This is a genomic window from Methylocaldum sp. (assembly GCF_035627495.1).
GTDB lineage: Bacteria > Pseudomonadota > Gammaproteobacteria > Methylococcales > Methylococcaceae > Methylocaldum.
On the sequence record NZ_DASPLO010000151.1, the window covers coordinates 30,231 to 54,836 of the forward strand.

The window sequence follows — 24,606 nt, forward strand, 5'->3', positions numbered from 1 at the left end:
GGAAGAGACCGGCGCTGGTCGGCTGTTCTGCTAAATACAAGTTTTTCTGGCACGAAGCACGAAATGGAAAAGCCCGAGCGCTAAACGGAAGGCATCACATGGCTGTCGGCTCTGCACCGGAGTGGACGTACGAGATTGAGATCACCCGATCCTTTCAAGGTTACGAGTTCATCCTGTCACCCAACGCGTGCATCTTTCTGGCAAGCCTGCATGCGTATTTCGGCGGGCGGGTTTCGGAGTTGCCGCAAGCGCGGGTTGAGCGGCAGGGGCGGCTGGATCACGGGGAATTGCCGGATTTCCTAGCGGAGACGCGTGACATCAGGGAATCCGACTGGCGCATCGCCGGCATTCCCGCAAACCTCCTCGACAAGCGAATCGAGATCACGGGGCCTGCATCAGACCGTAAGATGGTCATCAACGCCCTCAACAGCGGCGCCAAAATCTACATGGCCGACTTCGAGGATGCCCACTCACCTACCTGAGACATGTGGCGCGCGCCGTAGTGCTCTTGCAAACCATCGTCGAGAACGACCGGTTCGTGGAGTTCCTGGCCATACCGGCTTACGAGCAGTTCCCTTGAGATAGAACGCAACCGTTTGTGAACGAACGTCAGTAGATGTCATTAGACAAGGAAGGAAGAAGATGAAGAGAGATGCACGAATAGCGAAAACCGAGCAAGAGTGGGCGGAAAATCCGCGCTGGAAGAACGTGCAGCGCGGCTACGCGGCCAAGGACGTAGTCCGGCTGCAGGGCTCCGTGCAGCCGGAGCACACCTTAGCCCGTCGAGGTGCCGAGAGGCTCTGGAAGCTTCTGAACGGAGGCGCCAACAAGGGATATGTCAATTGCCTGGGGGCGCTCACCGGGGGACAGGCGGTCCAGCAGGCCAAGGCCGGCCTTGAGGCGATTTATCTCTCCGGCTGGCAGGTGGCGGCGGATAACAACACCTCGGAAACAATGTATCCGGACCAGTCGCTCTACGCCTATAACTCGGTACCCGCGCTCCTCCGCCGCATCAACAATGCCTTCAAGCGCGCCGACGAGATCCAGTGGTCTCGCGGCATCGGGCCCGGCGATGAAGGATTCATCGACTACTTCCTGCCCATCGTCGCGGACGCCGAGGCCGGATTCGGTGGCGTGCTGAATGCTTTCGAGCTGATGAAGAGCATGATCGAAGCCGGCGCCGCCGGCGTGCACTTCGAGGACCAGCTCGCCGCCGTCAAGAAGTGCGGCCACATGGGCGGCAAGGTACTGGTGCCGACCCAGGAGGCCATACAGAAGCTCATCGCCGCCCGGCTTGCGGCCGATGTCACGGGAGTCCCGACGGTGCTGGTCGCCCGCACCGATGCGGAGGCGGCCAATCTCCTGACCTCGGACGTGGACGAGCGCGACCGACCCTTCGTTACGGGGGAGCGCACCGCCGAAGGCTTCTTTCTCACCCGCAGCGGTTTGGAACAGGCCATCAGCCGGGCGGTCGCCTATGCGCCCTATGCCGACCTGGTCTGGTGCGAGACCAGCAAGCCCGACCTCGGGTTTGCGCGCAAGTTCGCCGAGGGCGTCAAGAAGGCGCACCCGGACAAGCTCCTGGCCTACAACTGCAGCCCGTCCTTCAATTGGAAGAAGAACCTGGACGATGCGACGATCGCCAGATTCCAGCGCGAATTGGGAGCCATGGGCTATGTCTACCAGTTCATCACGCTCGCCGGTATCCACAGCATGTGGTTCCACATGTTCGACCTGGCGGAGCGCTACGCGACGGAAGGGATGAAGGCCTACGTGGAACTAGTTCAAGAGCCGGAATTCGCCGCCGCCGACCGCGGCTACACATTCGTTGCCCACCAGCAGGAGGTCGGGGCGGGCTACTTCGACGATGTGACAACCGTCATCCAGGGTGGAACATCCTCGATCACGGCGTTGCACGGCTCCACGGAAGAGGCCCAGTTCCAGGAGGAGACTCGCAAGACTGCCGCGGGTTAGTACCATACAGGGCGGGCGGCCCGCCTATTCCGATCCGTCGATCGCAATGGACTGCAAGATCATTAAACTGGTGGACACCCCCCGAGGCGTGGGTCCGGCCGGCTTGGACTACCGACACGGCCCGTACTGCTACGAGTCCGGAATTGCCATGGCGTCGATACACCCGAAGGGAATCAGCGATCAGCCACAACCCAAAGCTATCGCACAGCTCATTTTGAGCGGTTTCGAGCGCCATTACGCCCATGTTCGCAAGATCGCCGGCAGTGCCCGGCAGCGCTTCGAAGCAGCGGACTGGCGGGCGGTGCAGGAGGCGGCCCGGGAGCGCATCTACTACTACGACCTCAGGGTCGACGAGACGATCTCGGACCTGCGGGACGGGCTCGGAATTATCACCCTCGACGAACCGCTTTGGCAGCGGATCAAGGTCGAGTACGTGCACCTCCTTTACGAGCACAAACAACCGGAACTGGCCGAGACCTTTTACAACTCGGTCTTTTGCCGGCTCTTCCACAGGTGGTATTTCAACAACAAGAACATCTTCGTCCGCCACGCCCTTTCGACCGAGCACCTGGAGTCCGAACCGCCGGTCTACCGCATTTACTATCCGGGCCAGGACGGGTTCTATCAGGTCATAGCGAAGATCCTGGGTAGCTTCGGCTTTCGGCTGCCCTTCGCGCACCGCCGCCACGATATCCGCAACCTGATGCGCGCCATCTGGCAGCAATTTCCCGACCTTGCCGAGCGCCAACAGAATTTTCACCTTGCGGTATTAAGCACCCCATTCTTCCGAAACAAGGCCGCCTACATCATCGGTAAGATCGTCAACGGGCCGAACGAGCAGCCTTTCGCGGTTCCCATTCTCAACAACGAGCGGGGCGGGCTTTATATCGATGCGCTGCTGCTCGGATGGGAGGAAGTGGCCACCCTCTTCAGCTTCACCCGCGCCTATTTCATGGTGGATACGAAAGTGCCCTCGGCGGTGGTGGAGTTTCTGCTGCCGCTCCTGGCTTGCAAGACCAAGGCGGAGCTTTACACCGCCATAGGACTCTGGAAGCAGGGCAAGACGGAGTTTTATCGCGACTTCCTGCATCACCTCAGGCACTCCACCGACGCCTTTGTCGCCGCTCCCGGGGCCAAGGGAATGGTCATGATCGTTTTCACCCTGCCTTCCTATCCCTATGTGTTCAAGGTCATCAAGGATCGCTTTCCGCCCGCCAAAAAGATGACACGGCAAGCCGTGAAGGATAAGTATCAGCTCGTCAAGCAGCATGACCGAGTCGGGAGGATGGCGGACTTCTGGGAGTACACCGAAGCCGCCTTTCCTCTGAAGCGCTTTGCGCCCAAGCTGCTGCAAACGCTGCAGACCGAAGCCGGGACCAGCGTGAGCATCGAGGGCGAGCAGCTCATCCTCAGGCACGTCTATATCGAGCGGCGCATGACCCCCCTCGATCTTTACGTCCAGACCGCCGACGACCGAGAGCTCGGACGCATCATCGGTGATTACGGCGCGGCACTCAAGGAGCTGGCGGCGGCCAACATCTTTCCCGGCGACATGTTCCTGAAGAACTTTGGGGTCACGGGACAGGGCCGCGTGGTGTTCTATGACTATGACGAGCTTTGTTATCTGACCGAGTGCAACTTCAGGAAGATACCGTCCCCGCCCTATCTCGAGCTCGAACTGGAAGGGGAACCCTGGTATTGGGTAGCCCCACACGATGTTTTTCCCGAGGAGTTCATCACCTTCCTGCTGACCGATTCCAGACTACGCAACGCCTTTCTCGATCGACACAGCGATCTCTTGGACGCGGACTACTGGAAACAAAAACAGAAACGCATAGCCGAAAGCCGCTTCGAAGACGTCTTTCCCTATGCCGAGAGCAAGCGGTTCGTGGCTTCGGCGTTACACCCGAGCAGCGGACCGAACGCGGCGCGATAAGGCGAGAAACTGGCATCTCTCAAAGACGGAGTCCGGCTCGACGAACTCAAGCGTCAGACTTGGTTGGAAAGCGTGGTTTCCATACCAAAATGAACTCACCCTGTTTTTCCGCTAAAGAAAACTATACTTCTTGAGTTGCGAACTTGGTCGGGTGTTTCACATCCGCACATCGATCACGAAAAATTCCGGGAGTAGGCCACTACTACCCGCGCCGCCCGCGCCCGAAAAGGGTGCCCCCGTTATTGCCTTCATCGGCTGAATAGCCTGCGGTGTCGATCAAATTGGCGAGAATTTAACGCGGCAGTTGGCCTGGATCGCAACGAGTGCTTTCGTAGCATCGACAAGCTCCTGATGCTCGGGGTGGCTTTGCCACGCCCAAGTATCAAGATAACACCCGATCGCTCATGTGGAGAAAGAGAGGAACCTCACGCAAGTGAGCGATCGTCATTTCACAAAAACAACAAGAAGAGGATTATGCCAATGTCCGAGACAGATCGAAAAAAGGGTCTCCATTTTTTGAAATGGATCCAAGCCCAAGCTCCATTGCACGATAGATGGTCGAGAGGCGCTATCCCGGCGGTCATAGCAGCCCACACCGTATTGTCCGTGGCACAGCCGGCGCAGGCGGAGCCGCAACAACGTATCGTGGAAAACCCTCCTCTGCTCGAACTCCGGAAGGAACCGGCACCGCGCTCGACACTTATGGCATTGCCGAAAGCAGGGCCGGGGATTGGCACCGAGAGGCAGCTCGATCTCAATATCGTTTACACCGACGGTACACTCTACAACCCGGCGACCGGGCGGGCCGACAAAGTGCGGCTGCGCAGCTATACCGGCACCGACACCGATCCGAAAACGCCTTTCGCCTCGCCGACCATCGAGGTTTCGCCGGGCGATACGGTGCGAATCACCCTCAACAACAAGCTGCCGGCCGATCCGAGTTGTACGGATTGGAAAGGCGATGTGAACGAACCCCACTGCTTTAACGGCACGAACCTTCACTCACACGGCTTATGGGTCAGTCCGACCGGCAATAGCGACAATGTGCTGTTATCGATCAATCCCGGGGTCAGCTTCCAATACGAGTACAATATTCCGCCCGATCATCCGGCGGGCACCTTTTGGTACCACACGCATCGGCATGGCTCGACCGCCCTCCAGGTAGCGAGCGGCATGGCCGGCGCCCTCATCGTGCGCGGCGACCGGCTTCCCAGCGACAAGGCTCACGGCGATATCGACACCCTGCTGAAGCGCCGCAACGGCAGCGCCATGCCAGAACGCATCCTGGTGCTGCAGCAAATCCAATATGCCTGCCTCGACAAGAACGGCGCCATCAAGGTTCAAAAGGACAGTAACGGCAACGTGATCGCCTGGATTTGCGATCCCGACGACACGGGCGGCATCGAGTTTTACAACGATCCGGGCGGCAATGGACTCTTCGGTCCCGGCACTTGGGCTCAGTCCGGCCGCTACACCAGCATCAACGGGAAGATTTTGCCGACTTTCCTCACGAAAGCCGGCGAGATCGAGCGCTGGCGGATGATTCATGCGGGCGTCCGCGACACCATCAGCCTGGAATTCCGGCGGCTGAAGGCCGGTGCGCCCAGCGTCGATACGCTGAAGGCCGCCGATGCCGACCGCTACATCGGGGACAATTGCGTGGGCGATCCCATTCCCTACCATGTCATCGCCGACGACGGCCTGACCCGGGCGGCGGCGTGGCAGACCTCCCTAACGACCTTGCAGCCCGGCTACCGCAGCGACGCGCTGGTGGTGTTTCCGGAAGCGGGCAGTTACTGCGTAGTCGACACCTCGGCCCCGGCTTCGGGAAGCGTCGGCCAAACGGCGGAGAGCCGGCAACTGCTCGGCGTGGTCGTGGCCGCTCCCGGAACCCCGGTCCCCAACATTCACGACTACATGAAGAAAGAGCTCGTGGCCGCCGCCGAAAAATCCATGCCGGCTCCGATCCGCGCCAAGGTCGTGGCCGATCTTAAAGACAGGCTGAAACTCACCAGCTTCACGCCACATCCGGATATCAAAGACAACGAGGTGACCGGAAAGCAGGAACTGGCCTTCTTCATCGACACCTCGACGAGCGACGTCAAATTCGAGGTCAGCAACGGCATAGGCCCGCGCTTCGCCCCCAAACCCTACGATCCCGCTCGGATCGACCGCAGCCTGCCGCTGGGCGGCGTCGACGAATGGACCTTGCAGTCGCACTTCGTCAGCCATCCGTTCCACATCCATGTGAATCCCTTCCAGATCGTCAAGATCCTCGACCCGAACGGGAAGGATGTCAGCGTGCCGGGCGCGGTCGATGACGCCGGCGGGACGGCGGACCCTCAATATCCCGGCCTGAAAGGCGTGTGGAAGGATACGCTCTGGGTGAAAAGCCTGATCCCGCCGCAGGCGGCGCCCAAAGGGCTCTACACCTTGGTGGTACGCACCCGCTACCAGCGCTATATCGGCGAATACGTGCTGCACTGCCATATCCTCGACCATGAGGACCAGGGCATGATGCAGAACGTCAGCATCGACCTTCCGAACGGCCAGGGCGGAACCACCGTCGGCCATCATTAACGACTAGGCCGCGGCTTCCGCCGCGGCCCTCCGGATTGCTCGGCCCTGGAAACAGGGCCGAGCGCGTTACCCGAACACGAACAAGAATCCACATGTCATCGAAGCAAACCAACCTCACACGCTACCAGCGGGTCCGGGAGATATTGAACGCCGCGGCCCAGGACAGTCCCGCGGACTATGGCGGAATCGGACGCTTCTGGGATCGCGGTGTCGACTATCTCAAAACAGCGAATCTTCACGGCATCCGGATGATCGCTCCGGAGACGCCCGCGCCCTGCTGCGGGCATTCGGCCGGGGATAACAGCCATTACAGCCGGGGAGCGGCTTCCGGGCTGATTCGGGGCCTGAAAGGCGAGCCGCCTTTCGACGGCGGGCGGTTCCCGCGCCTGCCCTGGGGCGGCAGCCCGGTATTGGCGGCGGACATCGAATTCATTGCCGACTGGATCGACGATGGCTGTCCGGAGGACGACCACGAGGACGCTATCGAGGTCTTGCCGCTGAAGCTCGAAGTCGGCGGCGTGGTGCATATTTCCGCGCGGGAGATCGCAGAATTCGGACTGGCCCCGGACGGGGCACGACGCCCCATACGACCCGGCGAACTGAGACAGCGCGCCAATCTCGATTGCATGAGCGAAGCCGAACTCGACCGGCTGCGGCGAGCCTTCCGGCAAATCTACGATCTGAACGACTGGCCCGAAGATCGCCGCAGCTACAACAACCAGGCGCTGATCCACCAAAACCATTGCCAGCACGGCTGGGAACGCTTCCTGCCCTGGCACCGCGCCTATCTCTATGAGTTCGAGCAGAATCTTCAGGATTTCGATCCCGATATCATGCTGCCCTATTGGGACTGGACCATGCCGCAATACCGTCCCGAAGAGGCGGACAAGGGGTGGATTATCCCGAAATCGTTTCAGGCTTTCCTAACCGCGAAAGCCGCCGAGAAACTGATCGGCGGACTCCATCCGGCGCCGACCCAGGCGCAAAAGGCGGCTTTTCTCGCCCTGGCGGACGAGCGGCGCTCCTTTACCTCTCAAGGCAAGTTTTTCCGCTACGTGTACAACGTCATCGGTTATACCGGCGTCACCCCGCGGCCGGACGATCGCAATCGACAGCGCATGATCGACGCGCTCCTGGCGTCGAACCCCCTCTGGTATCCCTTGCGCTACCCGGCCGAGTACAAGGGGGGCGGAACCATCAACCAGGTGATTCATTACCACTACCCGTCCGCCGAAGACATCAGGCAGATCATGAGCCTCAACAACTTCCGCGACTTCGGTGGCGGCAGCATCTACGACGCGGCCTTCGGATTCCTGGACCAGAATCCGCACAACACCCTGCACATCTGGACCGGCGGCCAGAATCCATATGGCGATGGCGGGGGTTCGTATGAGGACACCCAACCGGTGGCGACCACCCAGGCGGCGACTTCCGCGAACCGGCTCGGCGAACGCCGCAACCTGATGGTGCGGGCCGGCGGCCGCCGCTTCCACTCCCGCACCGACATGTACGAACAGCCGCCGCTCGGCGACATGTTCAGCAATCTCACCGCGTCCTACGACCCGGTGTTTTGGCCGATCCATGTCAACGTCGACCGCCTCTGGTGGGAGTGGCAGAAGCTCAACCCGAACGCGACGCCGGTCGAACTCGACGCGATTCTTTCGCCCTGGAACTACACCCAGCGGGACACCCTGGACGTGGCCCGTTTCGGTTACGAATATGTCCGCGGCTCTCATTTCATCCCGGTCGGGCTGGACGCGCCGGTGGGACGCTTCCTCTCCCGGCCCATCCCGGTTCCGGAGCGGACCAAGGGCTTTCGCAAGGCGGAAATCCGGCTGCATTGGGTACCGCAATTGGTGCGGTCCTGCTTTGTCCGCGTTTTTCTCAACCAGCCCGGCGCGGATGCCCGAACGGAGTTTCACGGCAATCCGCATTTCGCGGGCTATCTCGCGATCTTCGGCCACGGCGCCTGTTACGGCGGTCCCGGCCATTGCGACGTGCCGCCCGTACGGGCACGCGACTACGACCACAGAACCCGTAGCCACAATACGCCGCGCAACCACCGCATCGATGTGACGGACTGTGCGAGAAAACTGCTCGAAACCTCCCAGGAGCTGCAAATCACGCTGGTTGTCATCGGCGCCGATTACGAGGAAGAGATCGATCTCCTCAAGCTTGAAGGGGTATCCCTGAATTTCCTCGACTGACCGCGGGAGATAACATCATGGCGACTTACAAAATACATCCCGGTATCGGCATCGCGCGCCTCGGCAACAGCGAGTCCGAGTTCTATATCGCTCCCGAAATGCCGGCGGCTCTGCCCCAGGAATGCGACGCGTCAGGCAATCCCATTCTCGCCCCGGACGGGTCCGGCCCGGTGCTGGTCGAGACCTTCAAGGATAAGGACGGCCGCATCAAACGGCAGGCTGCCCGCTTCCAGGTCTATGTCTACGACGACGACAGCCCGGAAGGCCGGCCGTTGAAACTCGGCGATGATGTCGAAGGCGGCGGCAATCGCGGCAAGCTGATCGACATCCAGTGGCGGGTCTACCTCGCCAACAAGAAAGCCTCCTGGTACGAATTCAAGCAACGCTCCGGAGAACACGGCTATGGCAACGGCCATCCGCGCCGGAACGCCGCCGTTGCGAACCGCGACCGCCTGATCATCGATCCGGGCCCCCGCAGCGTCGACACGACAACCCGGCGCAAAGCCCGGTTCGACCGTTCCGGAGACGGCGTGTACGCCGCCACCTTTCCTCCGGTCGGCCTGCAACCGCATGACATTCATACCCTGGGCGAAATACTGACCGACGACGCCGGGCGGCTCCTGGTGCTGGGCGGGCACGGCAATTCCGGCAGCGAGAAATCCGGTCCGGGCGAACCGCACATCGCCAATTACGCCAATAACGACGGTTGGTACGACGACGTTTCCGATGGTCCGGTCATGGCCCGGCTCGCGATGTATTCCGAACAAGTCGGACAGACGCGCTACATCGATGTCGAGTATCCCGCCTGGGTCGTCGTCGGCTATCCCCGCTTCGTACCGCAAATCCTCGACATGATTACCATGGACGAGGTGATGTACGACTTGTCCCTGCGCGAGTTTGCCGCCGACACCGGCATTTACGGGCGGCTCGACAGCTTCGATTGTCCTGAAACGGTGCCGATCCATGACCGGGCGGCGCTCAGCCAATGGAAAGCGAGCCGGCTGACCTGGAACAAAAAACACAAGCCCTGGTTCTATCGCGACATCTGGCCGATTCTGTTCCGACCGAACGAGTTCCTGTATCTCAGCGACATCCTGGCCCAGTCGAATTTCCCCCACGACCAGGAACAGCGCGGAACGTTCAACCCCTATCTGCTCTCGAAAACGCCGAGACGATTCAAGGAGAAATCCGATTGCGAGGCGGTCGCCAAGAGTTCGCATGCCGCGCGATATGCCAATCAGGGCGAGGCGCGCGTCGAGACGCAACGCCCGCCGCGAAAGGATGAGGACGGTCTTTGGATCGACGATCCCTATGGCCCCATGCGGCTTTTTCTATTCGACCTGCTGCGGCGCAGCGGCGAGGAAAACGAGTTCAAGCTCGAAGATAAGATCGGCAGCCGGGTACACAACCTGCCGCTGATGCCTCTCCTGTGCGGTGACAATCCGCTCACCAACGAAGCGCCGTCGAAATTCCTGAGGCTCACCGATTATCAGCTTTTCATCCTCAGGCAATGGGCGGACGGGTATTTCATCAACGAAATGGAAGAGGGCTGGATCGATCCCAGCACTTACCCGGTCTTCATGCCCTATCCGACCACACCCCCCAAAACGGGATACGAACTGGACCGAGGCGTGCTCGGCAATGTGCTCGGGGGAGCCTTTTGCCCAGGGGGCGAGCTCGGCTGGATCATGCGCAACCCCTCCATTTATTGGGAGCCTTACCGCATCAAGGCCGACCGCGGCTGGTCCGATTTCCTCCAGTCCGCCGCTCAGGCCAACGCTGTCCACCGCAGCGAAACCGATGGTCTGACTTTCGCTATCGAGAACCCGCTGAGCCAGGACAACGATTTCAGCGTCGGCCTCCAGCCCGGCGATTTGACCAAGTACATGGCGCTTCCCTGGCAGGCCGATTTCAACGAATGCACCACGAATCCCAACAACATCACTTACGCCGATTGGAATGAAATCAATCCCGAAAGCGAAAACGACCTGCGCCTGAAACTCGAAGAGAAAACCTGGGACACCCTGTGGTGGCCCGCCCACCGTCCCTTGCAATCGAATCAACTGGTCGGGTTCGACAACCAAGGAAATCCGGAGACGGAGTGGACTACCTGGAGCCAAGGCATTCAGCAAACCAATGCCGGCGACCTCAAAATGGTGAGCGAATGGTGGAAGCTTGGTTTCATCATTCGAAATCCTTACCTGCCGGCGGATAGCGCAAGAACCCCGAGCACGGGGCCGGACAACCGCTATTACAGCGTGGAGCGCGCGGGAACGGAGCACATCGTCGCCCCGAATCCACAAGTTGCCACGACCGCGAACCCTAAATCATCACAAAACAAAGGAGAATAACCATGAGCGACAACCCATTCGTCGGTAAATGGACCTATCGCAGCTTATTGAACGATCCGGACGTCAACAAAGACTTCAATGACCTCGAATTCGGCCGCGGCACGATCGAAATTGATGAAGACGCCATGCAGATACTCGCCGGAGTCATCGGCGGTCCGGGCTGGTCGTTGAAACTGAAAGGTTCTCGCGAATACGGCACGCCCATGCGGGTCCGCTTTCAGGGCGTCGGCATCGTCAATGGCGAGCAATGGATTTACGATTACGAGGGCTATTTGGTAAACCACTGGCCTAACGGTGTCCAGCAGCGGCCGGCCATCGTCGGCTCAGTCATCCGCACGATTCCGCATTCCGGCGGTTCGCCGGGTACCGTATCTCCGGCCGGAGTGGTGGCCTCATTTTACGCCGTCAAAGCCGAATAGGCTCCGCGTTCGATGTCTTCATCGCCGGCGCGGGTCCCGCGGGGGCCGCGACGGCGATTTCGCTCAGCGACGTCGCGCCAGGGCTGCGCGTCTGTCTTGCCGATGCGGGACGAGCCGACTCGTTCCGCATCGGTGAATCCGTGCCGCCGCTGATCAAGCGTTTTCTCGATCATCTTGGATTGGGGGCGGGCTTCGCGCGGGACTCCCATTGCCCATCCTTTCGCACCGCGAGTGCCTGGGGCGGGCCCGAACTCATCAGCAACGAGTTTTTCCTGGATGTCCACAACATCGGCTGGCGGCTCGATCGAGCCCGATTCGACCGCATGCTGGCAGCGGAAGCCGAAAATCGCGGCGCCATACCTCTGGCTGCCAAGGTCGGCTCGATCAGATTTGACGGCGACAGATGGACTATCGATTGCGGCGAAGCCGGAACCCGCACGGCGCGCTGTGTTGTCGATGCTACCGGCCGTGCCGCACTGCTGTCGCGGTTGGGAGGCCTGAAACCGATCAACTGCGACCGATTGGTCGCCGCCACGGTCTTTTTTGAAGAATCGGAGAGCCCGGGTTTGCCGGGCGCCGATGCGGCGCTGATCGAGTCATTTCGCGACGGTTGGTGGTATACCGCAGCCACTCCCGGAGGGCGCAGGGTCGCGGTCTTGATGACCGATGCCGACCTTGCCCGCCGTCTGGGCGCGCCCCGGTTGGATGCCTGGATGGAATGCCTCGGCAAAACAAGACATGTTCGAACCATCATCGGCGCAGGCCGGCCTCTCGCCCCGCCTAGGCTTTGGCCGGCGGGTTCCCGTTATCTGGAAGGCAACGTCCATCCCGGGCTGATTGCCGTAGGCGATGCGGTCTCCAGCTTCGACCCGCTCTCATCGCAAGGCATCATCAAGGCGCTCCGATCCTCCATTTTTGCTTCTTATGCGATCGCCGACTGGCTGCTGCGCTCGGACGATCGTGGCTTCGCTCGATACAGAGCCCTCATGAAGCGGGAGTTTGCCTCCTATCGGGAAACTTTGCGCGACTACTACCGCCAGGAACAGCGCTGGCCCGATTCCCCTTTTTGGCATCGGCGCCATAACGGGTCTGATTTTCGGAATCAATCTGCGGCACTCAAAGACTTGCGAGAAACTGTGCGATCACACGTCAGGCCGCCGAGTTGATTAGCCGAATCTTTTCGCCCTGCGTAAGCCGATAAAACCGGCGAAGCTCTTCCATCATCTCACCTGCCCGCTCCTTCTTCAGATAACGGGTTTCCAACCGAAGGCAATACTTGCCGGCGTAATGGTTGGCATCTTCGTAGCGTTGCCGCTGGACTTGATCCAATGCCGCATCATAGGCCGGCGCATCGAACAAGCAGTATCGAAGTTTTGAGGGAATGAGGCTCTTGCCCTGGCGGTTCCATAGCGAAGCGGCGGTCACGAATTTATCCACCTCAGCCTGCATCTCCAACTCCATCAGCGTAATGCCGCGGTCGACACCGGCATTCCAAATGAGATAAAGAAAATGGCTAACCCCTTCCACAGCCAAAAGGAAATCGATGAAATTCTCGGAATGAAGGCTCTCCAGCGGATTATCATCGGACAGGTGGGCCAACACGGAGGCATCCAGGAAAAGCGCGAGATCGAGATGATCGTCCTCTTGCGAGACCAGCAGCTTTTCCTGGCTCTCGCGGGGATTGACGCTAGTGTCCAACTGCCGCGCGAGTTCCGGATCGGTAATCAGAAAATCCTCCACATCGAGATCCACCTCGATGCGATAGATACGTTCCAGCAGCTTCTGTAAGGCGTTCAGGCGCATAACAGCGCCTCCTTCAGTTGTGCCGGTGGCTGATGGAGCCTTGCGCCGGCTCTATGCCCAGTTTCCTGAGTTTGTCAGCCGCACGCTTGCTGCCGGTTCTAAGCCAGATTTCATAAAGCCGCATGATATCGGTGCACGAATTCATCGGCGTCCTCTCTCCGACTTCCGAAAGGACATCTACGAACGACTGAAACTTTTCGGCAAGCTCGCCGAAAATCGCACAGAACGCTCTGCCTCGTAACGTGCCGCGATTCAGGTCGCACAGATAACCGTAAGCCGTGCCTCCCATGGCAATGTAATAGTCGATGTCGACGAGCTTACGATTAAGGCTGGAGGAAAACAGGCCGGAAATTAACAATGCCACATCTCCCAGCCTGCGCAGAATTTGATGCCGCTCCTCCACGCTCGCCGCTTCCACGGCTTCAGCGTAGATCAGGGCAAGCGGCTGCAGCGTCACGCCCTCGGCGCTGTAGGAGAACAGCTTGTCCGCCTGGGTAAAATAGGCAAGCAAATTGACAATGTAGTAGACGGTATCTTCTCCGGCATCTACTTTTTGGTTTGACAAAGCCGTTGTCACCGAGTCCCTGAAGTATTCCTTCACGTTTACGTCAGTAATCAAGCTTGCGTCGAGATTCTCAGGCGCCATCATGTCTAGACCTCCCAAGATTTAAGATCTGCAAAAAGAGCAATGAATCCGCCTTTGTTATAAATCGGTCGGCAAGATTCTTTTCGAGTATAGCAATTGTCTGAAAGCCGAAGCCTCCGATACGTCGCGGAAAAGCCGGTTTAACAATTGGACGATAGTGATGCGTCCCGGTTCTTGGCTCTTTCATCGCATCCGGACTTCCGCACCTTCTCGATTCGACTTTCCGCCCGTTACTTATAATGTAGGCAAGAGTCCGGCCAGGTCCTGCGGACGCAGTAAATCTAACAATTCGATGCGAGTGTAGGAAGCCTGCAACAGAACAGCAGTTCTTTTGAAATAGACGAGTAGTTAACGGCGGGCAGGAGGAAGCGAATTTCTGAGGCAGGCAAGCTTTAACAGTCCGGCGGCACTGATCGAGTCGGTGATTTCGCCGTCCATGACCATGCGTATCGCCTCCTGCAGGGGTAGCTTTTTGATGGTGATGGCCTCCGTTTCCTCGAAGTCCGGCTCGCCCTCCATTAGATCCTCCGCGAGGAAAACATAGCCTTCCTCGTCGGTGACCGAATTGGTGGTATGCAGGTGCATGAAGAGATTCCAACTCCCGGCGGTTAATCCGGTTTCCTCTTTGAGCTCGCGTTTCGCCGTCTCCAGAATATCTTCCCCTTCGGGTGAGCCGCCCATGGGGATTTCCCAAAAATACGCATCGGGCACGTAGCGATATTGGCCAACCAACCAGGTATTGTTGTCGGCGTCTATCGGTATGATGCCGATAGCCTGGCTTTTGAAATGGATTCTTCCGTAAATGCTCAGCCCACCGGACGGATTGATCACCTCATCTTCGTCTAGGCGAATCCACGAGTTTTCGTAGACCTCCCGGCGCCGAATCAATTTCCAAGGATTGTCTTCCGACATAGATTAACGTCCATGAAATGCGGGGCTGAATTCGTGCACGGCTTCGATCATCGCCTTGGCGTGCTCAGGATCGACATCGGGAAGTATCCCATGTCCCAAATTGAATACATGCCCTTCCCCATGGCCGTATTGCTCCAAGATCCGCTTCACTTCGGTGCGTATGGTTTCGATCGGTGCATACAAGGCCATAGGATCCAAGTTGCCCTGCAGGGCGACCTTGTGCCCCACCCGACGGCGCGCCACCCCGATGGGCGTGGTCCAGTCCAAACCCAAGGCGTCGTAACCCGCTTCCGTCATGGCCTCCAACCATTGTCCACCACCCTTGGTGAAGAAGATCGTCGGTATGGTTTTATCGCCACGGCGCCTATCCAGTTTATCGAGTACGCGCTTCGCATACGCCAGGGAGAATTCCTCGTAGTGCGCCGTCGGCAAGATCCCGCCCCAGGTGTCGAACACCATGACGACATCGACGCCCGCAGCGATTTGAGCATTGAGATAAAGCGCCACGGCATCGGCCAATTTCTCCAAGAGCTCGTGGAGAACTACGGGCTGCTCGTACATCAATCCCTTGACCTTACGAAATTCTTGCCCGCCGGCGCCTTCGACCATGTAGGTGGCCAAAGTCCAGGGACTGCCCGAGAATCCAATAAGCGGAACGCTGCCGTCCAAATTTTGTTGAATCAATCGGACCGCATCTATGACATAGCGCAAATCCGATTCCGGATCGGGCACCGACAACCGGTGGACATCGGCGGCGCTGCGGACCGGATTTCTGAAACGGGGCCCCTCGCCTTCTACGAACTCCAAACCCAAGCCCATCGCGTCCGGCACCGTGAGAATATCGGAGAAAAGAATGGCGGCGTCCAGCCGGAAGCGCGCAAGAGGCTGCAGCGTGACCTCGCAAGCCAGTTCAGGCGTACTGCACAGCTTCATAAAGCTGCCCGCCTGTTCCCGGACGCGGCGGTATTCAGGTAAATAGCGGCCCGCCTGGCGCATCATCCAAACCGGCGTTCTTTCGACAGGCTGTCTTAATAGTGCACGGATAAAACAATCATTCTTAGGTGCATTCATGGCGTCACGCAAGTCAATGGCAGAGAGATCGGTTTACAACAATGGGCGCAAAAATTTACAGGGAATTCGCTGTAAGGCATTCAGCCGAATTCATAACATTGCCCCACAGAATAGAGAACTCGTTCGGTTATTTTCAACGATCCGACGAATCGGCCGAAGAGGTAAACGCGGCGTGCCGCGGCATCATTCGCCGAATCTCTTGGTGAATAGATTTCATCTGTCTAGGCAAGGGCTGGCCGAGCGAAACAGGCAGTGTTGCGGCAGCCTCCTTAGCTGCCGGCAAAGTCGGATAAATTCCGAAGAAAAGCGGATACAGATCGCCGCTTCCCTTGCGCGAACGAAAACTGGCTAGTTCGCTGCCCAGCGGAAATTGTTTAGCCAGCTTGACTACCGAACTCAATCGGGAAACGGCAACAATCTGCAAGGTGTAAGCTTCTGGACTTTGATCCATCAGCCATTCAGCGCTCTTGAGCCCTTCCATAACGATCTCAGGCGATTTTGACCGCTGGGAGGTTTCACCTTGCGCCATCGAAGTCCCGGACTCCCGCGCTTTCACCTCGGCTTCTCTTAAAGAGTCAGCCGGCTCAGGGCGGGCTGACGATACCTGAACCTGAGTCTCCGACGTGTTTTTCGGCTCTTCCACGACCGCGGCGGGTGGCGGCTCAAGTGGAGCCCCCGATTCCATCGGCTTCGGGTCTTCTGCCGTCTTCTTCGCTTCCGTTTCCAGTACAGGCACTGCGGCAGCCGGTGTTGCGGTTATCGTTGCCGGTTCGGAAGCCTTGGAGATCTCCGTCTTTTCGCTCTCGGCTAAAGCCAAGGGCGCGGATGGCGATTGGGAAGCGGCAACGATTTCGACAGCTGTCGATGCCGGCGGCTCCTGAACTTTAGTCAACGGCTCTGCCGGGGTCGAGGCCTCGACTTCCTGAACCTGTTCCGGAACGGAAGGCGCAATGGCTACATTAGACTTTACAGTCTCAGCCGAACTATCGGGAAGCGGTCTTTGCGGTTCCGGTGTCTGTCTCGAGAAAAATAGAAAGAACGCGTAAGCCGTCACTCCAGCCAATAAGCCGGCCGCGGTTACCCAGCCGAAGTTAGCCAAAGCCGCTGTTTTTGTCGATCCATGCGACGATTTCAGCATCTCGACCACCGCTCCCGGAACTCCCCGGCTCCGGGAATACAGCCGTTTTACAAAGGATTCCGTAATCTCTTGCCCGCTTGGCAACCCGGATACCCTTGTTGCTAATTGATGCGCATAAAATCTGCACTCATCCTGCGATAAAGCAGGAATGTCCAGAATAAACGCATCACCAAGAGCCGATCTATCCGTGTCGGACTTTTGCAGGGCCTCGTTGCTGCGCATCGCCAGCACCAGCCGCAAGGCCGGATGAGAGCTTGCGAACTGCCATAGCGCGTTGAGAAGCCCCGGCGCGAGCGCGCCGGCATCATCGAGCAGCAGCACGAGATTTCGATGCTCCTTGCCGTAGTTTGCCAATAAATCGGTCAAGCCCAATCCCGAAGAGGCCGACCTCGGCTTGTCCTGATTCAAAGTGCGCGACAACTCGTCGAGAATCCGCTCATAACCCATGCCCGGCGCAGAAACCAAATAGCGGACCGTTGCGAGTGGCGCTAAGCGGGTCTCCAGAAAGCGCAGAAAAGTTGTTTTGCCGATGCCTTCCGGCCCACACACGACGATGGGTTGAGCCAAGTTGACCGCCAGGTGCAAAAGCAAATCGAACTTTTGCATGCGTGCTGCAGAAATAAGCGACAAGGGCTGAGCACCGTGAGCGCTCTCACGATCGCTAAGAGGCGAAGAAAATTCAGCCGCGCCCATAGTGGTCCAACGTGGCTCGAAGTGACTCAAGATCGACCTTCATCGGCAAGGTGGCCTTGCCGATTTTTTCGAGCAGAATAAGCCGCAGCTTACCCTCCACGTTCTTCTTGTCGACGGCCATCAACTCCAAGTAGCGATCGGTATCCAGCCCCATCGGCGGCGTCACCGGCAGCCGAGCCTGCCTAAGCAGCGAAATAATGCGCTCGACACCGCCCATGTCGAGCCAACCGAGCCGCCGCGACAGATCCGCGGCCTGGCAAATTCCGATGGCCACCGCCTCACCGTGCAGATAACTACCGTAACCCATACCGGTTTCTATGGCATGCCCGAACGTATGCCCCAAATTGAGCGTTGCGCGCACCCCCGATTCCCGTTCGTCTTCGGCTACAACTTCCGCCTTGTTGAGGCAGGAGCGCTCGATGGCATAGGCCAGGGCATCCGCATCGCGAGCCAAAAGCATCTCCATGTTGGCTTCCAACCAGACGAAGAACGCAAAATCACGAATAAGCCCGTACTTGATCACCTCGGCCAATCCGGCGCTAAACTCCCGATCGGCCAGAGTATCGAGCGTTGAGGTATCGGCTATCACGCATTGCGGCTGATAAAAAGCACCAATCATATTCTTGCCGCGCGGGTGATTGACCGCGGTTTTACCGCCTACGGAAGAATCCACCTGCGCCAGCAGAGTCGTCGGAATTTGAATGAATGGCACCCCCCGCTGATAGCAAGCGGCGGCAAAGCCGACCAAATCGCCGATCACCCCGCCCCCCAAGGCAATGAGAGATGCGTCTCGGCTAAATTTTCTGGCAAGCAATTCATCGAAGATGGTCATCGCCGATTCAATGCTTTTATAAGACTCGCCGTCCGGCAAGATCACCTCGGCAATCAGCTTGCTGTTTAGGCTTTGTCTGACCCGATCCAGATAAAGAGGCGCTACCGTTTCGTTGGTAACGACCATGACTTGGCTGGAACTTAGATGCCTTGACAACAGTTCGCCGGACTCCAGGATTTGCGATCCGATATAAATCGGATAGCTGCGTTCGCCCAGACTGACGGTCAGAGTTTTCATGAATTCGCGTTTGCTCGGCTATAAGCTTTCAAAATCTGACGGACGGCGCTGCGGCTGGAATGCTCTCCCGTATCCACCAAGAAATCAGCCAGGGAACGATAGAGCGGCTCCCGCACCCGCAGCAACTCTTGTAACCTCTGGCGGGGGTTCTGAGTATTGAGCAGCGGCCGGTTGGAATCCTTGTGAGTTCTTTCAAGCTGCTTTTCGACCGAACACTGCAGATAAACGACAAAACCCCGTTCATGCAGAACCTTGCGATTTTCCGGCAATAGGATTGATCCACCCCCGGTGGCCAATACGATCCCCTTTTTGCAAGATAGGTCGGCCAGAACTTCCGCTTCCCGCCTCCGAAAACCCTCTTCACCCTCGTACTCGAAAATCATCGGGATACTGACGCCGGTACGCTGTTCGATCTCCCTATCACTATCGACGAATCGGACATCCAGGGCTTTGGCCAAAAGCCGCCCGATCGTCGTCTTGCCCGCTCCCATGGGCCCGATCAAATGAATATTGTGCGTATGTCTCATGCCGCCCGAGATGAGAAATCGGGTCATCATATCATGTGTATTGAAAATACCGGGCAGTGCACTCACAGCCGGCGCAACAACAAAAAGGCGCCGCCCTTTCAGGCCGCGCCTTCTGCAATTTCAGCAACAATCAGCGAGAGGCGAGATCTTGCTTGAGAATTTTCGGAGTAATGAAAACGAGCAACTCTCTTTTACGATCTTCAACGTTGTTTCTGCGGAACATATATCCGATCCCGGGCAGATCGCCGAAAAACGGTACTTTGTCGGTATTGTTAAGCTTCTGCCCTTCGTAGACACCGCCCAGAACCACGGTTTCCCCATTGGCGACTTGGGCCGTAGTTTGAATTTCACGCTTATCGATCGCCGGGCCAGCTTGTGTTATCTCGCCTTTTTCATCCTTCTTGATCAAGAGGTCCATCAACACTTGATCGTCGGGCGTGATATGCGGCGTTACGTTCAACTCGAGTACCGCCTGTTTGAACGAAATGTTGGCCGAGGCTCCTCCTCCCGCTACAACTGTGGTCTGATAAGGAATCTCGACACCCTGTTTGATTACCGCCTTGGTCTGATCCGAGGTAATCAGCCGGGGATTGGACACGGTTTCACTACGCCCTTCCCTCTGAGCGGCCGATAACTCAAGATCCAGCAAGTAATCGCCCGCTTTGATGAGTGTGAACCCGATGGCACTGGCGCCACCCGTTGCGGCGGTCGCGGCGCCTCTGGCCGCGAGATCCACCAGCAGATCGGTGTTGGTAGACTTTTCCCCACCGGCAGCCGGTTGCTGGAAAATGACGCCATCAGTTGAAGAGCCTGAGCCTGTAGAAAAAGAGCTGGCTCCTCTTGCATTAACGAGTCTATTGACCTGAAGGCGACTGCCCAAATCCCTTAGAAAATCGTTGGAAGCAATGACAATTCGAGATTCGATGAGTACTTGCCGAATAGGCTTGTCTAATTGACGGACCAGATCGCGGACTCGCTCCAAATTGCGCGGAGTATCTTTCACGATCAACTGATTGGTCCGCGGATCGACGGTTACGTTGCCCCGCCCTGATAAAACCGATTGACTCACATCCAGTGTCGATACCGCCGTGGAAGCCGTCGCACCTCCGATGCTAGCCGGCTGAGTCATGGATTGACTCGTGCGCTCCGTGGTACCGACCAAGACTTTCTTGATATCCTCGGCCGTGGTGTAGTTGATCTGGATGATTTCCGTCCGCAACGGTTCCAGTTCTTCCACAACTTTCTGCGCTTCGAGTTCCTCCTTCTCCTGTTTATTGATCTCTTCGATCGGAGCAACGCGAATGATATTGCCCTCCTGGCGCTTACCCAAACCCTTAGACCTAAGAACAAGCTCCAAGGCCTGATCCCACGGAACATCGTTGAGCCGGAGTGTTACGTTGCCCTGTACCGTGTCGCTGGCCACAATGTTGAGGTTGGTGAAATCGGCCAGAATCTGCAGAACGGACCGCACCGGGATATCCTGGAAATTCAGAGTCAGCTTGTCACCGGAGAACGTGAAGCTTTTCTTCTTAATTTCCTCTTTTTCCATTTTGGTCAGAGGGCGAAATTCCACCGCCAAAACATTGTCGGTCTGATAGGAGGAATAGTCATATTCATCGGAAACGGGAGATACAACCATCCGAGCATGGGCTCCATCCATGGCCGACTCGATGGAGCGAACAGGAGTGGCGAAATCCATGACATCGAGCCTACGCGCCAATTGCGACGGCAGATTCGTGTCGGCAAATCTTACAATGACTTTTTGCCCCTCTTCGTGGATATCGACGACAGACTTAGGATCGCTCAGCGTTACCAAAAGCCGCCCCTCGCCCTTTTCGCCTCGACGGAAATCGACGTTTTCAATCCGCCTGTCGCTGCCCGCGAGTGGCCGATCAATGATTTGGGACTTTGTTGAAGCCGCTTTCGTGGCGGCAATCGGCGCAGCACCGCTTTGCAGCGTGATAAGAATATTGTTGCCGTCCACTCGGCTGGCGTAGGGCATCATATCGGTCAAATTGATTACCACGCGGGTGCGTCCGGCCGACTCCACCGCCTGAATGCTTTGAGCCCCCCCTACATTGATCGGCACTGATTTCTTTTCCAAACCGTTGGCCACACCAGGCAGGTCCAGCGCTATGCGGGCGGGGTTTTCTGTGTGGAAGATTCTGGGCTCTACGGCTGGCCCGCTCAAGCCCAACAACAACTGCAAGTTGTCCCCGGGTAGGGATGAAAAATCCACGGACTTGAGTACAAGTCCTTCCGCCTGACTAACGGATAGATGCAGATGCAGGGACAAGCCGATCAGAATGAAGCCTATTGCCTTTCTATATCGCTGCCATACGGTCGAAGTAATGCCAATGCCTTTTACCGTTCTCATTTCTTTTCCCCCACTTCCGCCAAATCGAGAGCCGCCTTGCGTTCGCGCCATGCCCCAGGACTGTCGGATATGATTTCTACCAATTCGATCAAGTTTTCTTTGATATTGATGATCTTGCCGAAATTCTTTCCCATGTGGTTTCCGGCACGCACCCGGTGAATCGTACCGTCGCTGGCTTTGACCAACCCCCAGAGCGCGCCTTGCCGATCGACCGTTCCGACCATGCGCAGGGTATCGAGCTCATATGATTCCAATTCTTCCTTAGGCCGATTGGTATCCGGCCGGATACCGCTCTCAACCTTTGCCTCCTCAGACTCCTGGGTCTTTTCATCAATAATGAAGGGATCTCGCAAATCTTCCGGATTGAAGACGAATGGCTCCACCGTCTTGATTTCCGGCAGAGGCTCTACCGCTCCTTTCTGGCGTGCCTTGACCTCCGCAACGTAGGCCTGCAAGTCCGTTATATCGCCCCCGGCGCATCCAGTTAATCCGATAGCGACCAACCACGACACGACGTGCCATGAACAGCGTGGAGATACCAAAAACTTTAAGTGCCCGCCCATAGTGCTACTTGCTTTGTTGTGGCTTTTTGACTTGACTCGCTGGAACCGCCCCGTCTTCCAAGTAACGATAGGTTCTGACCAGCGCACTCATGACCAATGGCTCCTTCGTAGTCTTTTTGCTCCCCGCATCCTTGTTATGTGCCGCAATCTTGACGTTATGTATCGTTACGATGCGCGGCAAAGAAGCCAGTCCACTGATAAAAGTGCCGAACTCCATGTAATCACCAACGACCCGGATTTCGATGGGTAACTCTGCATAAAACTCTTTGGGAATTTCGGTACTGGGTTTGAAGAGCTCGAACTCCAAACCGCTCGCCAGTCCGGTTTGAGATACGTCCACCAGCAAATCGGGAACCTGCGTCTTATCGGGTAGTTGTCTGAGCAAATCGCCGAAACTCTTTTCTATTTCGGCCATTTGCTCCTTGTACTCTTCCAGATTGGCCGCCTTCTTTTGTCGTTGCTCGAATTTATTCTTGAGTTCCTGCTCCTTACCTTCCTCAGTTTCGAGTTGTGCGATTTGGTCCTGAGTATCAAGGTAGTACCATAAGCCACTCGCAATAATGCATAGCAGCGTAATAATCGCCGCCTTAATCGGCAGTGGCCAGGCGCCCGCGTTCTCGATGTCCCAATTGATATTGGAAAGGTTCATGACGGATTCTTCTCCTGACTGTCCGCTTTATCACCTCCCTGCTTCACCTGAAGGGTAAACTTGTTACCCCGCTCCTTTTTAGCCTCCTTGGCCTCCTGTTTGGTCTCGATGATGTTTAGCAGTGGCTCCTTCATCCAGGGTGAAGACTCCAGATTCCGCATATAAGCGGATACCCGCGCATTGGATTGGGCCATCCCGTTCATCGTCAAATTGTTGTCCAACTGCGTCAGATCCATTAGATGGACACCTTCCGGGATGGTACGCGCCAGCTCATCAAACAAATGGACGATCTCCGGACGACTCGCCTGCAATTGCTGAATCACTTCCATCTTGGAGATCAGCCGTTTTTTCTTGGCTTCCAATTCCTCGATTTCCTTGATTCTCTTATCAAGCAACGCAATCTCGGATTCCAAGTACTGATTGCGTTGGCTTTGATAATCGATCATGTTGCCGATGTAGTAATGAACAAAGCATAGAATCGCCCCGGTCGATAACAACGCGGTCAGGGCAATCGCTATGAATTCCTTTTGCCTTTGTTTGCGAAGCTCAGCACGCCAAGGAAGAAGGTTGATTCGAGCCATCAGTCCAAGCTCCTTAAAGCCAATCCACACGCCGTCATTAATGCCGGAGCATCATTGCTCAAACTTTGCGGTTTGACGCGCGGCGCAAGAGACATGCTGACAAACGGGTTGGCTGCGGTGGTGGGGATACCTAGAATTTCTTCCACAAAGCGATCAATACCCTGTATCGAGGCACATCCCCCAGCTAGCACCACGCCGTCAATAGTCCGATGCGAACTTGAAGAAAGGAAAAATTGCAGCGAGCGCCCAATTTGCTGCGCCATCGCTTGTTTAAAAGGCTCCAGTACTTCAAGCAGATAATTGTCCGGAAGACCGCCATGTTTTTTGGCCAAACCGGCCTCCTCGTAGGAAAGCCCATAACGACGCTGGATTTCCTCCGTCAACTGCTTGCCGCCGAACCCCTGTTCTCGGGTATAAATGATCCGGCGATTGTGGATCACGTTCAGGGTAGTCATGGTTGATCCGACGTCGGCTACGGCGATTGCCTGATCCGGATTGTATTCGGGGAGCTGATCCAAAATTAGGCTGCACGCATTCTCTACGGCGTACGATTCCACATCTACGATTTCGGCCTTTAGCCCGGCCATCTCCAGAGCCGCTACGCGATCCTCCACATTTTCTTTACGAGAGGCGACCAGCAACACATCCACCATTTCCGGGTTTTTCTCGGCCCTACCCTGCACCTCGAAATCCAGGCTGACCTCATCCAGTGAGTACGGAATGTATTGATCCGCCTCCAGTTCAAGCTGAGCCTCCAGCTCATCTTCGCTCAAGGAGGCCGGCATCGAGATCACCTTGGTTATCACCGAGGAACTGGGTACCGCTACCGAAGCGTGCTTCAAGCGGGTACCCGATTGCTTGATGACTGTCTTGATAACGTTGCCGATGATTTCAACCTTAGCAATGTTTTTATCGATTACGGCATCGAGTGGCAGCGGTGCTACGGCATAGCTTTCCACCCGGTAACGCTGTCCGTTTCTACTTAGTTCCAACAGTTTGACAGCCGCCGTACTGATATCCATGCCAAGCAACGGTGGTCTCTTGCGGTTCAAAAAAAACATCGATGATTTCCTAAACTAGCCTTTGACTTCAGGTAAACGATGCCAAGTT

At 57.2% G+C, this 24,606-nt stretch carries 20 protein-coding genes; 8 read left to right on the forward strand and 12 right to left on the reverse strand.

Annotation, left to right across the window (positions count from 1 at the left end):
- Positions 1 to 98 precede the first annotated feature (98 nt).
- From VEB01_RS12695 to VEB01_RS12730, 8 genes are all read left to right on the forward strand, one after another.
- Positions 99 to 482, forward strand: a complete 384-nt coding sequence (locus VEB01_RS12695; protein WP_324875979.1) for a hypothetical protein — start codon at positions 99 to 101, stop codon at positions 480 to 482.
- A gap of 160 nt (positions 483 to 642) precedes the next feature.
- Entirely contained in the window at positions 643 to 1,974 is a 1,332-nt protein-coding gene (aceA, locus tag VEB01_RS12700) for an isocitrate lyase (RefSeq protein ID WP_324875981.1), read from the forward strand.
- A 70-nt stretch (positions 1,975 to 2,044) separates the two neighbouring features.
- On the forward strand, positions 2,045 to 3,910 hold the full coding sequence (gene aceK, locus VEB01_RS12705) for a bifunctional isocitrate dehydrogenase kinase/phosphatase (protein ID WP_324875983.1): 1,866 nt from the start codon (positions 2,045 to 2,047) through the stop codon (positions 3,908 to 3,910).
- 480 nt (positions 3,911 to 4,390) lie between these two features.
- Positions 4,391 to 6,490, forward strand: a complete 2,100-nt coding sequence (locus tag VEB01_RS12710; protein ID WP_324875985.1) for a multicopper oxidase family protein — start codon at positions 4,391 to 4,393, stop codon at positions 6,488 to 6,490.
- Between the two features lie 92 nt (positions 6,491 to 6,582).
- Positions 6,583 to 8,697: a tyrosinase family protein gene (locus tag VEB01_RS12715; protein WP_324875987.1), complete on the forward strand. Its 2,115-nt coding sequence runs from the start codon at positions 6,583 to 6,585 to the stop codon at positions 8,695 to 8,697.
- Positions 8,698 to 8,714: 17 nt separating this feature from the next.
- Positions 8,715 to 11,048 (forward strand): LodA/GoxA family CTQ-dependent oxidase, encoded by a 2,334-nt coding sequence (locus VEB01_RS12720; protein ID WP_324875989.1) that lies wholly within the window; start codon positions 8,715 to 8,717, stop codon positions 11,046 to 11,048.
- Positions 11,049 to 11,050: 2 nt separating this feature from the next.
- Positions 11,051 to 11,467: a hypothetical protein gene (locus VEB01_RS12725; RefSeq protein ID WP_324875991.1), complete on the forward strand. Its 417-nt coding sequence runs from the start codon at positions 11,051 to 11,053 to the stop codon at positions 11,465 to 11,467.
- A 140-nt stretch (positions 11,468 to 11,607) separates the two neighbouring features.
- Complete coding sequence (locus VEB01_RS12730; protein WP_324875993.1) at positions 11,608 to 12,633, forward strand: tryptophan 7-halogenase; 1,026 nt, start codon at positions 11,608 to 11,610, stop codon at positions 12,631 to 12,633.
- Here the strand turns inward: VEB01_RS12730 and VEB01_RS12735 are convergent.
- From VEB01_RS12735 to VEB01_RS12790, 12 genes are all read right to left on the reverse strand, one after another.
- Complete coding sequence (locus VEB01_RS12735) at positions 12,617 to 13,270, reverse strand: hypothetical protein (protein ID WP_324875995.1); 654 nt, start codon at positions 13,268 to 13,270, stop codon at positions 12,617 to 12,619. The genes VEB01_RS12730 and VEB01_RS12735 overlap by 17 nt on opposite strands.
- A 13-nt stretch (positions 13,271 to 13,283) precedes the next feature.
- A complete protein-coding gene (locus tag VEB01_RS12740) occupies positions 13,284 to 13,919 on the reverse strand; it encodes a hypothetical protein (protein WP_324875997.1) in 636 nt (211 codons plus the stop codon).
- Positions 13,920 to 14,264: 345 nt separating this feature from the next.
- Positions 14,265 to 14,828 carry an NUDIX hydrolase gene (locus VEB01_RS12745; RefSeq protein WP_324875999.1) on the reverse strand — a complete coding sequence of 188 codons (564 nt, stop codon included), beginning with the start codon at positions 14,826 to 14,828 and terminating at the stop codon, positions 14,265 to 14,267.
- A gap of 3 nt (positions 14,829 to 14,831) precedes the next feature.
- On the reverse strand, positions 14,832 to 15,899 hold the full coding sequence (hemE, locus tag VEB01_RS12750) for a uroporphyrinogen decarboxylase (protein ID WP_324876001.1): 1,068 nt from the start codon (positions 15,897 to 15,899) through the stop codon (positions 14,832 to 14,834).
- A gap of 133 nt (positions 15,900 to 16,032) precedes the next feature.
- Positions 16,033 to 17,643 (reverse strand): AAA family ATPase, encoded by a 1,611-nt coding sequence (locus VEB01_RS12755; RefSeq protein ID WP_324876003.1) that lies wholly within the window; start codon positions 17,641 to 17,643, stop codon positions 16,033 to 16,035.
- 73 nt (positions 17,644 to 17,716) lie between these two features.
- The gene (gene aroB / locus VEB01_RS12760; RefSeq protein WP_324876005.1) at positions 17,717 to 18,799 is read right to left on the reverse strand and encodes a 3-dehydroquinate synthase; all 1,083 of its coding nucleotides are present in this window, start codon (positions 18,797 to 18,799) and stop codon (positions 17,717 to 17,719) included.
- Positions 18,796 to 19,326, reverse strand: coding sequence for a shikimate kinase AroK (aroK, locus tag VEB01_RS12765; protein WP_324876028.1), 531 nt, complete (start codon positions 19,324 to 19,326; stop codon positions 18,796 to 18,798). Before aroK ends, aroB begins: the two co-directional genes overlap by 4 nt.
- A gap of 130 nt (positions 19,327 to 19,456) precedes the next feature.
- Entirely contained in the window at positions 19,457 to 21,703 is a 2,247-nt protein-coding gene (locus VEB01_RS12770; RefSeq protein WP_324876007.1) for a type IV pilus secretin PilQ, read from the reverse strand.
- The gene (locus VEB01_RS12775) at positions 21,700 to 22,158 is read right to left on the reverse strand and encodes a pilus assembly protein PilP (RefSeq protein WP_324876009.1); all 459 of its coding nucleotides are present in this window, start codon (positions 22,156 to 22,158) and stop codon (positions 21,700 to 21,702) included. Before VEB01_RS12775 ends, VEB01_RS12770 begins: the two co-directional genes overlap by 4 nt.
- 112 nt (positions 22,159 to 22,270) lie before the next feature.
- Positions 22,271 to 22,915, reverse strand: coding sequence for a type IV pilus inner membrane component PilO (locus VEB01_RS12780; RefSeq protein ID WP_324876011.1), 645 nt, complete (start codon positions 22,913 to 22,915; stop codon positions 22,271 to 22,273).
- Positions 22,912 to 23,496: a PilN domain-containing protein gene (locus VEB01_RS12785; RefSeq protein ID WP_324876012.1), complete on the reverse strand. Its 585-nt coding sequence runs from the start codon at positions 23,494 to 23,496 to the stop codon at positions 22,912 to 22,914. Before VEB01_RS12785 ends, VEB01_RS12780 begins: the two co-directional genes overlap by 4 nt.
- On the reverse strand, positions 23,496 to 24,557 hold the full coding sequence (locus VEB01_RS12790; RefSeq protein ID WP_324876014.1) for a pilus assembly protein PilM: 1,062 nt from the start codon (positions 24,555 to 24,557) through the stop codon (positions 23,496 to 23,498). Before VEB01_RS12790 ends, VEB01_RS12785 begins: the two co-directional genes overlap by 1 nt.
- Between the last annotated feature and the right edge of the window lie 49 nt (positions 24,558 to 24,606).